14 protein-coding genes are annotated in these 12515 nt (G+C 48.8%); all 14 read left to right on the top strand.

Going from position 1 to position 12515, the window contains the following annotated elements:
- Nucleotides 1-3 precede the first annotated feature (3 nt).
- The 14 genes from CLOSA_RS20175 (at nucleotide 4) to CLOSA_RS20110 (ending at nucleotide 12508) form a co-directional block, all read left to right on the top strand.
- Nucleotides 4-312: a BMC domain-containing protein gene (locus CLOSA_RS20175; RefSeq protein WP_013274584.1), complete on the top strand. Its 309-nt coding sequence runs from the start codon at nucleotides 4-6 to the stop codon at nucleotides 310-312.
- Nucleotides 313-342: 30 nt separating this feature from the next.
- Nucleotides 343-1839, top strand: coding sequence for an aldehyde dehydrogenase family protein (locus CLOSA_RS20170; RefSeq protein WP_157669045.1), 1497 nt, complete (start codon nucleotides 343-345; stop codon nucleotides 1837-1839).
- 82 nt (nucleotides 1840-1921) lie between these two features.
- Nucleotides 1922-4486, top strand: coding sequence for a choline trimethylamine-lyase (gene cutC, locus CLOSA_RS20165; protein ID WP_330362166.1), 2565 nt, complete (start codon nucleotides 1922-1924; stop codon nucleotides 4484-4486).
- Between the two features lie 22 nt (nucleotides 4487-4508).
- Nucleotides 4509-5462 carry a choline TMA-lyase-activating enzyme gene (gene cutD, locus CLOSA_RS20160; protein ID WP_013274581.1) on the top strand — a complete coding sequence of 318 codons (954 nt, stop codon included), beginning with the start codon at nucleotides 4509-4511 and terminating at the stop codon, nucleotides 5460-5462.
- Nucleotides 5463-5478: 16 nt separating this feature from the next.
- Nucleotides 5479-5817, top strand: a complete 339-nt coding sequence (locus CLOSA_RS20155; protein WP_013274580.1) for a BMC domain-containing protein — start codon at nucleotides 5479-5481, stop codon at nucleotides 5815-5817.
- Nucleotides 5814-6245 carry a EutP/PduV family microcompartment system protein gene (locus CLOSA_RS20150; RefSeq protein ID WP_013274579.1) on the top strand — a complete coding sequence of 144 codons (432 nt, stop codon included), beginning with the start codon at nucleotides 5814-5816 and terminating at the stop codon, nucleotides 6243-6245. The genes CLOSA_RS20155 and CLOSA_RS20150 overlap by 4 nt, the downstream gene beginning before the upstream one ends.
- Before the next feature lie 143 nt (nucleotides 6246-6388).
- A complete protein-coding gene (locus tag CLOSA_RS20145) occupies nucleotides 6389-7510 on the top strand; it encodes a 1-propanol dehydrogenase PduQ (RefSeq protein ID WP_013274578.1) in 1122 nt (373 codons plus the stop codon).
- Nucleotides 7510-8127: a hypothetical protein gene (locus tag CLOSA_RS20140; protein ID WP_013274577.1), complete on the top strand. Its 618-nt coding sequence runs from the start codon at nucleotides 7510-7512 to the stop codon at nucleotides 8125-8127. Before CLOSA_RS20145 ends, CLOSA_RS20140 begins: the two co-directional genes overlap by 1 nt.
- Nucleotides 8109-8954: an ethanolamine utilization protein EutJ gene (gene eutJ / locus CLOSA_RS20135; RefSeq protein WP_013274576.1), complete on the top strand. Its 846-nt coding sequence runs from the start codon at nucleotides 8109-8111 to the stop codon at nucleotides 8952-8954. Before CLOSA_RS20140 ends, eutJ begins: the two co-directional genes overlap by 19 nt.
- Before the next feature lie 14 nt (nucleotides 8955-8968).
- Nucleotides 8969-9274, top strand: coding sequence for a BMC domain-containing protein (locus CLOSA_RS20130; RefSeq protein WP_013274575.1), 306 nt, complete (start codon nucleotides 8969-8971; stop codon nucleotides 9272-9274).
- Nucleotides 9268-9531 (top strand): EutN/CcmL family microcompartment protein, encoded by a 264-nt coding sequence (locus CLOSA_RS20125; protein ID WP_013274574.1) that lies wholly within the window; start codon nucleotides 9268-9270, stop codon nucleotides 9529-9531. The genes CLOSA_RS20130 and CLOSA_RS20125 overlap by 7 nt, the downstream gene beginning before the upstream one ends.
- Nucleotides 9532-9546: 15 nt before the next feature.
- A complete protein-coding gene (locus CLOSA_RS20120) occupies nucleotides 9547-10182 on the top strand; it encodes a cupin domain-containing protein (RefSeq protein ID WP_013274573.1) in 636 nt (211 codons plus the stop codon).
- An 11-nt stretch (nucleotides 10183-10193) separates the two neighbouring features.
- Nucleotides 10194-10799 carry a BMC domain-containing protein gene (locus tag CLOSA_RS20115; RefSeq protein ID WP_013274572.1) on the top strand — a complete coding sequence of 202 codons (606 nt, stop codon included), beginning with the start codon at nucleotides 10194-10196 and terminating at the stop codon, nucleotides 10797-10799.
- A 161-nt stretch (nucleotides 10800-10960) separates the two neighbouring features.
- A complete protein-coding gene (locus CLOSA_RS20110; protein WP_013274571.1) occupies nucleotides 10961-12508 on the top strand; it encodes an acetaldehyde dehydrogenase (acetylating) in 1548 nt (515 codons plus the stop codon).
- Nucleotides 12509-12515: the final 7 nt, after the last annotated feature.

The raw sequence follows: 12515 nt of genomic DNA, 5'->3' as shown, positions 1-12515 counted from the left end.
GATATGGAAAGATATGAAGCCATAGGTGCGATAGAAACATTTGGTCTGGTATTTGTTCTCGAAGCGGCTGATGCAATGTGCAAAGCGGCAGATGTGGAACTGGTGGGTTATGAAAATGTAGCTTCCGGTTATATTTCTGTTCTGGTAAGGGGGGACGTAGGAGCCTGCAAGACGGCAGTGGAAGCCGGAATCAAGGCAGTAAAGGATATGGGAACGGAAGTTTACAGCTCCGTTGTCATTCCAAGACCTCATCCCCATCTTGAAAAAATCATCAGACGCTATGCCTTAATCACTGCTCCTGTACAGGAATAGCAGGCATCCCGGATGAAGGGAGAATCAAAAATGAGTTTTGTAGATAAAGACCTGCTCTCTATCCAGGAGGCAAGGATTTTAATGGAAGGTGCACGGGAAGCCAGAAAGACCATGCTTACCTTTCCACAGAAAACGCTTGATTCCATTACCTGCACCCTTGCGGCAGCGGCAAAGGGAATGGCAGAGGAGCTGGCAGTCATGTCCGCAGAAGAAACCGGATATGGACGTTACCAGGATAAGTACGTGAAAAACACCTTTATCTGCAATTTCCTGCTAAAACGGTTAAAGGATATGAGGTGCATCGGAATCCTGGAAGAAGACTCCCGGTCAAAGACCATGAAGGTGGGCGTTCCTGTGGGGGTGATTGCTGCCCTGACTCCGGCAGTCAGCCCGGTTTCCACCGCAATTTATAACGTGCTGCTTGCCGTCAAATCCGGCAATCCCATCGTGATCGCGCCTCATGAAAGGGCGGCGAAGGTAACTGGCAGGCTCCTTGAACGGCTTATGGAAGAAGGAAAATCCTGCGGTCTTCCGGAAGGAGCCATCGGATATTTAAAGACAGTGACAAAGGCAGGAACCCTGGAGCTGATCCGTCACCCGGCAGCCGCTATGGTGGTCAACACCGGAGTTCCTGAGCTGAACCGGGAGGCAGCAGAAAGCGGAAAACCTTATATTTACGGCGGTACAGGAAACGGACCGGTCTTTGTGGAACGGACTGCCGATGTAAGACAGGCAGTAGAGGATATCATTGCCAGCCGCACCTTTGATTGCGGAATCGTGTCTGGGGCCGAACAGTATATGGTAGTGGATAGCCTCATTGCAGCAGAAGTAAAAGCCGAGATGCTTAAGAACGGCGCCTATTTTATGAATGGGGAAGAGGAGAAAAAGCTGATGGAACTCCTCTGCCTGGAAAGCGGGAAGGCGGATACGGAGATTATGGGAAGACCGGCAGCAGAGCTTGCGGACCGGGCAGGATTTTCAGTGCCTGGGACAACGACTGTGCTGGTTTCTGAGCAGAAGTATATTTCTGAGAAGAATCCCTTTGCAAAAGAGCTTTTGTGTCCCGTTTTGGCTTATTACATCGAAAATGACTGGATGCACGCCTGTGAAAAATGCATGAGCCTTCTGGTAAATGAAAGCCATGGACATACCCTGGTGATCCATTCCAGGGATGAAGAAGTCATACGCCAGTTTGCCTTAAAGAAGCCGGTGGGCAGAGTTCTTGTTAATACCCCTGCCACTTTGGGCAGCATGGGAGCTACCACCAACCTGTTTCCGGCCATGACCTTAGGGAGCATTACGGCCGGCGCCGGAATTACGGCAGATAACGTTTCCCCCATGAACTTTATTTACATACGGAACGTGGGATATGGCGTCCGGGGAGCCAGAGAGTTCCTTGGGGCAGCAGAGAAAGCTTCGGGCGGATATGGGAAAGCCCCGGATCCGAAGGGACACTGCGAAGATGCCAAAACGCTCCTGAAACAGATTTTGGAAGTCTTATCCAAAGAGCTGGATGATAAGTGTTGAAAGAAATGCGTCTTTCAACCTAGATTTTGTGAATCAACTGGATATGCAAGCATATCCCCTTGATTCATTAGGCGGCAAATAATTGAAAGAGAGGGAAATCAGATTGGATATTCGTGAATTTTCAAATAAATTTGTGGAAGCAACGAAGAACATGACACCGGAAGAAAGAGCTTCCCTGATGAAAATGTTTGAAACTGTTTCCGATGAAATCAACAAAAAAGAGTCTTCATCTCAGGCTGCAGCATGCTGTGAGGGAGGTACAGAGGTACCGGAAGGGATCACTCCAAGACTTCAGAAATTAAAAGATAATTACTTAACCCATAAGCCATCCATTACAACCTACCGCGCGCGGGCCATTACCAAGATCGCAAAAGAAAATCCTGGTATGCCTAAGATCATGCTTCGTGCAAAATGCTTCCGTTACTGCTGTGAAACAGCACCCCTGGTCATTCAGGACAACGAGCTTATCGTAGGCGCACCCTGCGGCGCTCCCCGTGCAGGTGCATTCTCCCCGGATATCGCCTGGAGATGGATGGTAGATGAAATCGATACCATCGGAACCCGTCCTCAGGATCCGTTCTATATTTCCGAAGAAGACAAGAAAATCATGAAAGAAGAGCTGTTCCCATACTGGGCAGGAAAATCGGTTGATGAATATTGTGAGGACCAGTACCGGGAAGCCGGGGTATGGGAATTATCCGGGGAATCCTTTGTATCTGACTGCTCCTACCATGCCATCAACGGCGGCGGTGACTCCAACCCGGGCTATGATGTGATTCTTATGAAGAAGGGCATGCTGGACATTCAGCAGGAAGCCAAGGATCATTTAAAAGAACTGGATTATGAGAATCCGGATGATATTGAAAAGATTTATTTTTACAAATCCATTATCGATACCACAGAAGGCGTTATGATCTATGCAAAAAGGCTTTCTGAGTATGCAGCGGAGCTTGCGGCAAAGGAAACCAATCCAAAGCGTAAGGAAGAGCTGTTAAAGATCTCAGAAGTAAATGCTTACGTTCCTGCTCACAAGCCCAGAACCTTCTGGGAAGCGATCCAGGCCGTATGGACCATTGAATCCCTCCTTGTAGTGGAAGAGAACCAGACCGGTATGTCCATCGGACGTGTGGATCAGTATATGTATCCATTCTACAAAGACGATATCGAATCCGGCCGGATGAATGATTACCAGGCATTTGAGCTTGCCGGCTGCATGCTGATCAAAATGTCTGAGATGATGTGGATCACCAGCGAAGGCGGTTCCAAATTCTTTGCAGGCTACCAGCCGTTCGTAAACATGTGCGTAGGCGGTGTGACCCGCAGCGGACATGATGCCACCAATGATTTAACTTACTTGCTTATGGATGCCGTCCGTCATGTAAAGATTTACCAGCCGTCTCTTGCATGCCGTATCCACAACAAGTCCCCGAAAAAGTACATGAAAAAGATCGTGGATGTGGTTCGTTCCGGTATGGGATTCCCGGCTTGCCATTTTGACGACGCCCACATCAAGATGATGCTTGCAAAAGGCGTATCCATTGAAGATGCACGTGATTACTGCCTCATGGGCTGCGTAGAGCCTCAGAAGTCCGGCCGACTGTATCAGTGGACCTCCACTGCTTATACCCAGTGGCCCATCTGCATCGAGCTTGTTTTAAACCACGGCGCTCCTTTATGGTATGGCAAGCAGGTTTGCCCGGATATGGGTGACTTAAGCAATTTCAAAACTTATGAAGAGTTTGAAGCTGCCGTAAAAGAAGAGATCAAATACATTACAAAGTGGACCGATGTTGCCACCGTAATTTCCCAGCGGGTTCACAGAGACTTAGCTCCAAAGCCGCTCATGTCCATTATGTACGAAGGCTGTATGGAAAAGGCAAAGGATGTATCTGCAGGCGGCGCCATGTACAACTTCGGACCTGGTGTGGTATGGTCTGGTCTTGCTACCTATGCAGACTCCATGGCAGCCATCAAGAAGCTTGTATTCGAAGAGAAAAAATATACACTGGAGCAGTTAAACCAGGCTTTAAAGGCTGACTTTGTGGGATATGACCAGATCCGCACCGATTGCCTCAATGCTCCGAAATACGGAAATGATGATGATTATGCAGATTTAATTGCTGCTGACCTGGTTGACTTTACAGAGCATGAACACAGGAAATATAAAACCTTATACTCTGTATTAAGCCATGGTACCTTATCCATTTCCAATAACACTCCATTCGGACAGATGACAGGCGCCTCTGCCAACGGCCGTAACGCATGGCTGCCTCTTTCCGACGGAATCAGCCCGACCCAGGGTGCAGATTTCAAGGGTCCTACTGCAATCATCAAGTCCGTATCCAAGATGTCCAATGACAGCATGAACATTGGTATGGTTCATAACTTTAAGATCATGGCAGGACTTTTAGATACTCCGGAAGGGGAAGAAAGCCTGATCACCCTCCTTCGTACGGCCTGTATGTTTGGAAACGGCGAGATGCAGTTTAACTATCTGGACAACGATACCTTAGTTGAGGCCCAGAAGCATCCGGAGCTGTACCGCGACTTAATCGTCCGTGTAGCCGGCTATAGTGCATTCTTTGTCGAGTTATGCAAGGATGTACAGGATGAGATCATAAGCAGAACCATGCTGACACATTTCTAAAAGAAAACGGAGAACAATCACAATGGACCATGGAACTACAGGAGAGATCGAACGGAAAGCGTTTATCTTTAACGTGCAGAAGTACAACATGTATGACGGGCCGGGAATCAGAACCCTGGTATTCTTTAAAGGCTGTCCCCTCCGGTGTAAATGGTGCTCCAATCCAGAAGGAATGGTACGGAAATTCCAGGTGATGTATAAGCAGAATTCCTGTGTAAGCTGCGGGGCGTGCGCCGATGTGTGCCCCGTAGGAATCCATGTGATATCCAAAGTGACGGGAAAACATGAAATCCAGCGGGAAAAGGACTGCATCGGATGCATGAAGTGCAAGAATGTCTGCCCCAATGCAGCGCTGACCATTGCCGGAGAAGTTAAGACCATTTCAGAACTGCTTAAAATTGTGGAAGAGGATGCTGCCTTTTATGACATTTCAGGCGGCGGCGTGACTCTTGGCGGGGGTGAAGTGACCGCCCAGCCGGAAGCAGCTTTAAATCTGTTAATGGCCTGCAAGAAAGAAGGAATCAATACAGCGATTGAGACCTGCGGTTATACCAATACGGAAACCATTTTAAGAATTGGGGAGTATGTGGACTTATTTCTGTTTGATATCAAGCATATGGACCCCGTCCGCCACAATGAACTGGTGGGCGTGAACAATGAGCAGATTCTTACCAACTTAAAGGAACTGCTTCACCGCCGTTTCAATGTGAAGGTCCGCATGCCTATGCTGAAGGGGATCAATGACAGCCGGGAAGAGATCGATGAGGTCATTAAATTCCTGATGCCCTTCCGTGATTATAAGAACTTTAAGGGAATTGACTTACTTCCGTACCATAAGCTGGGCGTGAACAAATACAATCAGCTTGATATGAAATACCCCATTGAAGGTGATCCAAGCTTAAGCATGGAGGATTTAGACCGGATTGAAGGGTGGATGAAGGATTATCAGTTCCCGGTCACTGTGGTGAAGCACTGAGAAAGGGGAAGAGGCCATGATTGAGACGCAGCGTGTCATAGAGGAATCCGTCCCGGGCAAGCAGGTGACCATCGCCCACGTGATCGCATCTCCCATACCGGAGGTGTATGAATGCCTTGGCATCGATAAAATGGGAGCCATCGGAATTCTCACTCTGTCCCCGTTTGAGACCTCCATCCTTGCAGCGGATATTGCGGCAAAGGCGGCAGACGTGGAAATCGGTTTTTTAGACCGTTTTACAGGCTCTGTGATCATCACAGGGGATGTGGACAGCGTGGAAACTGCCTTGTCAGCGGTATGTGATACCTTAAAGCGGGGGCTGGGTTATATGGTGCCCCCGGTAACAAAAACATGAGAAAAAAGCGGATCATGATCATCGGTCCCGGCGGCAGCGGGAAAACCTCCCTGGCCAACGTTATAAACGGTCTCGCCGGTCCGGCCAGAAGAACCCAGAACATGGTATATGGGGAAAAAACTCTGGATGTGCCGGGGGTTTATTTAGAGAGTCCCTGGATGCACAAGCATATTATAGCGGCGGCACAGGATGCCTCTCATGTGCTGATGCTGGTAGACCAGTCATCATGCCGGGAAAGTTATCCTCCTGGATTTGCAAAAGTCTTCCGGGTCCCGGTGATCGGCGTGATTACGGGAAACGGAGAAAAACCGGAACATGATGGCTGGTGTATCCGTCAGCTGAAAAAAACCGGGGCAAAGGAGCCTTATTACCATATTAATCTGTCTGAAGGGACCGGAATTCTTGAATTATTGGAAGAATTAAAATAAAAGGAAACACCCTGCGGGTATACCTTTATGCCCAAAAAGCATGGGCAAAATAAGAGGAAACACCCTGCGGGTATACCTTTATGCCCAAAAAGCATGGGCAAAATAAGAGGAAAGGAGGGAAATGTAACGTGGAGCAATTTGTAATGAATACAAAGATATATATGGGATCATCCTGTCTGGATAAAATGAAGGAACTTCCTGTGACCAAGGCTTATATTATCTGTGACCCCTTTATGGCCCAGTCCGGTAAGGTGGACATGATCACAGAGCTTTTGAAGGAAAAGGGGAGCAGCTATGAAGTGTTTTCTGATGTAGTGCCGGATCCGACCATTGAAGTGGTCTCAAAGGCCATCGGCGGAATGAAGTGTTTTGGCCCGGATGCAATCATCGCCTTTGGCGGCGGTTCTGCCATTGATACGGCCAAGGCGGCAAGCCATATTTACAGCCAGATGGGAAATGGAAAGCTATTTTTGATCGCAGTTCCCACAACCAGTGGTACCGGAAGTGAAGTGACCAGTTTTTCCGTGATCTCCGATCCCCAGGCCCAGGCAAAATATCCTCTGCGATCTGACAGCATGGTGCCGGATGCGGCGTTCCTTGATCCCCGGTTTACGGTGTCGGTTCCGCCTCATATTACAGCGGATACGGGAATGGATGTTCTGACTCATGCCCTGGAGGCCTATGTTTCTACCAATGCAGGTGATTTTACCGATGCCTGCGGGGAAAAGGCGGTAAGGCTGGTGTGGAACTACCTGTCACGTACCGTGGAGGACGGAAGCGACATGGAAGCCAGAACTCACATGCACAATGCATCCTGTCTGGCCGGAGTTGCCTTTAACGGAGCTTCCTTAGGGCTTTGCCACAGCATGGCCCATGCTCTTGGCGCACGGTTCCACATTCCTCACGGAAGAAGCAATGCCATCCTGCTTCCCCATGTCATCAGCTACAATGCCGGACTGGAAGACGGGAGTGAACAGAACGCCTGCGCCAGGTATGTGGCAATCGCCAATATGCTTGGAATCGCGGCCGGAACAGATAAGGCCACGGTACACGGCCTGGTGCGTCACATTAAGAATCTGATGAACAAGATCAAAATACCTCAGCAGATTACGGAATTAAACGTTGACAGAAACGAATTTGAGCAGGCCGTTGGGGATATGGCGAAAAAAGCCCTGGCTGACAACTGTACATTAACCAACCCAAGAGTGCCTGCGGCAGAAGAGATTGAAGCCATTTACCGGAAACTGTGTAAGGGGGGCTATTAATGAAATTCATCACGGAAGATGATTTGAGGATTTTATTGAAAAAAGAACCCTTTACCGTCTATGACCTTCCTGGAGGGACCAGACTGACACCAGGAGCCCGCCAGTTTCTGGTGGATAAGAAGATTCCCATAACGGACGATCCCATGATGGCAAAGCCAAAAGGTATAAAACCTGCAGAAAAAAAAGAAGAGGTACAGGAAATAGAAATCTGCCGGGATCATTTCCTCTTAAGAAAGAAAACGCTTCAGGCACAGTTTTTGGAAGTGGGCCTTGAACTGTTAAGCCGGGACGTTCTTCTGGCAGAACAGGTATTTGATCTGGAACGAATGCTTTCCAACCTAAAAAAAGAGGGCAGGGAAGAGGAAACCGGATGGAAACCCTGCACAGGATTTCATGAGGATAACTTACAGGAACCCTTTGAGGATTGCTTTGAAATCACAGGTTTTCATGCACAGTCAGAAAAAGGGAAAGAAATCCTTCTTCTGCACCGTCTGCGCTGCAGTACAAGAGAGCTGGGGGCTGAAGCAGGAGGCGAAAACTTAAACCCGGTCATTAACCGCTTATCGCAGATGATATGTCTGGAATATGGAGGAAAAACATGTCAAAGGAAGAAATAACATTTGATGGCTGCAATGAACTGGTAAGCCGGTTTGAGGCAGTTGTTAAGCAGCCTGTAACGGGTGGCTCCTCTGTTTACTATACCGGAGTTGATCTGGGAACGGCGTGCGTGGTGCTGGTTGTTTTAGATGAACATTACAAACCTGTGGCAGGCGCTTACCGGTATGCAGATGTGGTCCGGGATGGAATGGTAGTGGACTATATCGGTGCCATAAGGATCGTACGGGAGCTGAAGGAAGAGCTGGAGGAAAAGCTGGGCACGGAACTGTATTTTGCAGCAGCAGCCATTCCTCCGGGTACCGACTCCTTAGACGGAGGAGCCATCAAAAACGTGGTCCAGGGAGCCGGATTTGAGATCACAGAGCTTCTGGATGAGCCTACGGCAGCAAACGCTGTTTTAAAAATAAAGAATGGTGCAGTCGTTGACATCGGAGGCGGCACCACCGGGATTTCCATTCTAAAGGATGGAAAAGTGGTGTATGTAGCAGATGAACCGACAGGAGGAACTCATTTTTCCCTGGTGATCTCCGGTGCTTACCAAATGTCCTTTCAGGAGGCAGAGGTTTATAAGCGGAAAGAAGAAAACCATAAAGAACTGCTTCCGGTTTTAAAACCGGTTGTGGAGAAGGTGGCCTCCATCATAAGCCGCCATATCAAAGGACATGATGTACAGGAAATCTATCTGGTAGGCGGTACCTGCTGCCTGACCGGAATCGAGGCAATCATCGAAAAACAGACGGGAATCAGAACACGGAAACCTGAGAACCCAATGTTTGTAACTCCTCTTGGAATCGCATTTTCCTGCACCCGAAAAGAGCTGGCATAAAGGATGTGGACAATATGGAATACCGTATCATTAAATCACCGTCACAGGGAACCATTGATATCTTAAACCGCAGGAAGGGCTCCGGCACCTCCTCCCCCATAGGACCGGTGGACGCAGTAGGACTGATACAGGGCAGGATCATTGAAATGGTTTGTGCTGCTGATGTGGCAGAAAAGGCAGTAGGTGTTACGGTAGAAGATATCAGAGGAAGCTGCCCCCAGAACATGATCATGCTGGCGATTTTTGGCGATACGGCATCAGTAGAGGCAGCTCTGGACGAAATTAAACAAAGAGAAAAGAGAGGGGTGGAAGAATGGTAGCGGCCAGACTGATTGATAACATATGGGCAACCAGAAAAGCGGAGTCCTTAAACGGATATAAATTCATGCTCGCCGAGATCATTGGAGGCACACGGGAAGGGGAACGGCTGATCGTAGCGGATATTATCAGCGCGGGAATCGGTGACCGTGTAATTGTTTCCACCGGATCTTCTGCCAGACGGATGCTGGGAAGCGATGAGGTTCCCGTAGATGCCGTAGTGATCGGGATCATTGATGAGGATTGCCAATTTATATAGAAGGGAAGTGATCATATGAAGCAGTTGATTTGTGCAAAGGATGTAGAAAAGTTAAACGCTGAGGGAAAAAAGGTATTTTACATGGAAAGCGGAAGCATCATCACTCCGTCTGCAAAGGATGCAGCGGATGCCTTTGGTATTAAATTCTGTGATAAGGCAGAGGAGCAGACACTGGCCCCGGCCCCGGCGGCTTTTGCAGGATTGGATATGGACAGCGAGAAAATTTATATGGTACTGAAGACTTTAATGGAAAAGGGATTGTTAAATGACATGTTTAAGCCCTATGATTCAGAGAGCCATGGAAACGGTCTGAAAGTAGTCCGCGGAAGTTCTGTAAAAATGGACGTATTTGATACGGGCGATCCATCCGTCAAAGCTTACTATCAGGAACTGGTAAGCAAGGACGAGTCCCATATCAGTGCAGGTTTCCTTGTAATCGACCATTCCAGCTTTGAATGGGAATTGACCTATGAAGAGATCGATTATGTAATTGAAGGAACCTTAACCGTTACCATTGACGGAAAGACCTACACGGCAAAAGCCGGTGATGTGCTCTTCGTACCGTCCGGTTCCAAAGTAATCTGGGGTTCTCCGGACAAGGCGAGAGTATTTTATGCAACGTATCCGGCAAACTGGGCGGACTTGGTTTAAGGAGGTAAACAATGCAGGCACTTGGCTTTATAGAAACAAAAGGCGTGCTGGCAGCCATTGAGGCGGCAGATGCCATGTTAAAGGCGGCGGACGTGTCTCTTCTGGAAAGGGCCAAAGTCGGCGGAGGTCTCGTAGCTGTTACGGTGACCGGGGATGTGGCGGCAGTGAAGGCAGCAGTGGACGCCGGTGCAGCGGCGGTAGAACGGATAAATAACGCTGTACTAGTAACACGCCATGTGATTGCCAGGCCTCATGAGGAGCTGACGGCTGTGGCCGGCGGAGAAACTCCGGATGAACCGGAAAAGGCATTGGTCCCGGAAATGAAAGAAGAACCGACTGTCATGGAACCGGAAGAGCTTCAGGCAAAGGAGACGGTTTCAGAACCCTCCAATGAACCGGAAGCGGCGGACACCATAAAGCGGGAAACCATAGACTTATGGATGAAGCAGGATGGTCTGGAAGTAACCATGAAGATACTTGAAGACAGGAAGGTAACAGAGCTTAGAACCCTTGCCCGTGAATATCCGGAATTTACCATAGCGGGGCGGGAAATTTCAAAGGCAAATAAAACCCTGCTGCTGGAAGAATTCGGGAAGTATTATGGACAGAATCATTAATGTCAGCAGCCGCGCTCCGGCGCGTGGGTCTGCAAGGCAGACTCTATATTTAAGCGAGCAACGAGCCGAGTGAACATGCTTGCATGATCATTGGGCCACCGCCGCGATAACGAGCGAAACTCGCGGAGCGTGTTTCGTCTCTTTGAAAGGAGAACGGGAACATGGAAAATTTTGATTATGATTTGCGTTCCATCCAGGAAGCAAGGGATTTAGCAAGATGCGGCGAAGCAGCCGCAAAAAAGATTGCCGGATATACGGCAGAACAGATTGACACCATTCTTAAAAGCATGGCAAAGGCAGGAGAAGAACACGCTCTTTGCCTGGCGGAAATGGCTGTGGAAGAGACCGGTTTTGGAAAGGCTATGGACAAGGCATATAAGAATCACGCCGCCTCCACTCTTTTATATGAAGAAATCAAGAATATGAAGACAAGAGGGATTCTTGAGGAGGATACGGTGAATAAAACCATTGATGTGGCAGAGCCGGTCGGACTTGTTATGGGAATCGTTCCCTCCACCAACCCCACCTCCACCGTATTTTTTAAATCCATGATTGCCATTAAATCCGGAAATGCCATTGTCTTTTCGCCTCATCCTTCTGCTGCAAAATGCACCTTAAAGGCGGCAGAGGTCATGCGTGACGCCGCAATGGCAGCAGGCGCACCGGAGGGGATCATCGGCTGTGTAACCATGCCATCCATGGGCTCTACCAACGAGCTGATGAAGTGCAAGGAGGTTTCCGTTATCATTGCAACCGGAGGTCCGGGCATGGTGAAAGCGGCATACAGTGCTGGAAAGCCGGCCATTGGCGTAGGTGCAGGAAACTCCCCGGCTTACATAGAAAAAACGGCTGATGTAAAGCAGGCGGTAAAGACAATCCTTGCAAGCAAGACCTTTGACTATGGTACCATCTGTGCATCCGAGCAGTCCATCATCTGCGAGGAAAGCAACCACGCAGAAGTGGTGGCGGAGTTGAAAAGCCAGGGCGGTTACTTTATGTCAAAGGAAGAAACAGACAAAGTATGCGATCTGTTATTTAAAAACGGCCATAACATGAATGCCAAATTTGTGGGCCGCTCTCCCCAGGTGATTGCACAGGCAGCAGGCATCCAGATCCCGGAGGGAACCAAAGTCCTTATCGGCAAGCAGGAGGGCGTTGGAGAAGGATATCCGTTATCCTATGAAAAGCTGACAACTGTTCTTGGTTTTTACACCGTAAAGAACTGGGAAGAGGCCTGCGGCTTAAGCATCCGTCTGTTACAGAATGGAATCGGGCATACCATGAGCATTCATACCCAGGACAGGGATATGGTTCTTAAATTTGCGGCAAAGCCGGCTTCCAGGATCCTTGTAAACACCGGAGGAAGCCAGGGCGGAACCGGAATCAGCACAGGCCTTCCCATTTCCTTTACATTAGGCTGCGGAACCTGCGGCGGCAGCTCTGTTTCTGAAAACGTAAGCCCGAAGCATCTCCTCAATGTGAAAAAGGTAGCTTTTGGCTTAAAGGATTGTTCCGCCATTGCAGAAGAGGATCCTGCCTTTCTATGGAAGGAAAAATCCCAGGGCGCATCCTTAAGCCCTGCTGAATTTGCCGCTTCCTTTGATAAAAAAGAAGGTTCTCCGGCGGCTTCCGTTCTGGGAGGCTGTGATGACAATGAGAAGCTGGCTGCTCTTGTTAAGGAGATCATACTGGCTATGAAAAGTCAGTAAAGCGCAC

It is taken from the genome of [Clostridium] saccharolyticum WM1 (assembly GCF_000144625.1).
GTDB lineage: Bacteria > Bacillota > Clostridia > Lachnospirales > Lachnospiraceae > Lacrimispora > Lacrimispora saccharolytica.
This window is presented reverse-complemented; position numbering and strand designations above follow the sequence as displayed.

Bases quoted from the DNA above. Each gene is read 5' to 3' on its own strand.
- CLOSA_RS20175 (WP_013274584.1), top strand. From the start codon at position 4: ATGGAAAGATATGAAGCCATAGGTGCGATAGAAACATTTGGTCTGGTA.
- CLOSA_RS20170 (WP_157669045.1), top strand. From the start codon at position 343: ATGAGTTTTGTAGATAAAGACCTGCTCTCTATCCAGGAGGCAAGGATT.
- cutD (WP_013274581.1), top strand. From the start codon at position 4,509: ATGGACCATGGAACTACAGGAGAGATCGAACGGAAAGCGTTTATCTTT.
- CLOSA_RS20155 (WP_013274580.1), top strand. From the start codon at position 5,479: ATGATTGAGACGCAGCGTGTCATAGAGGAATCCGTCCCGGGCAAGCAG.
- CLOSA_RS20150 (WP_013274579.1), top strand. From the start codon at position 5,814: ATGAGAAAAAAGCGGATCATGATCATCGGTCCCGGCGGCAGCGGGAAA.
- CLOSA_RS20145 (WP_013274578.1), top strand. From the start codon at position 6,389: ATGAATACAAAGATATATATGGGATCATCCTGTCTGGATAAAATGAAG.
- CLOSA_RS20140 (WP_013274577.1), top strand. From the start codon at position 7,510: ATGAAATTCATCACGGAAGATGATTTGAGGATTTTATTGAAAAAAGAA.
- eutJ (WP_013274576.1), top strand. From the start codon at position 8,109: ATGTCAAAGGAAGAAATAACATTTGATGGCTGCAATGAACTGGTAAGC.
- CLOSA_RS20130 (WP_013274575.1), top strand. From the start codon at position 8,969: ATGGAATACCGTATCATTAAATCACCGTCACAGGGAACCATTGATATC.
- CLOSA_RS20125 (WP_013274574.1), top strand. From the start codon at position 9,268: ATGGTAGCGGCCAGACTGATTGATAACATATGGGCAACCAGAAAAGCG.
- CLOSA_RS20120 (WP_013274573.1), top strand. From the start codon at position 9,547: ATGAAGCAGTTGATTTGTGCAAAGGATGTAGAAAAGTTAAACGCTGAG.
- CLOSA_RS20115 (WP_013274572.1), top strand. From the start codon at position 10,194: ATGCAGGCACTTGGCTTTATAGAAACAAAAGGCGTGCTGGCAGCCATT.
- CLOSA_RS20110 (WP_013274571.1), top strand. From the start codon at position 10,961: ATGGAAAATTTTGATTATGATTTGCGTTCCATCCAGGAAGCAAGGGAT.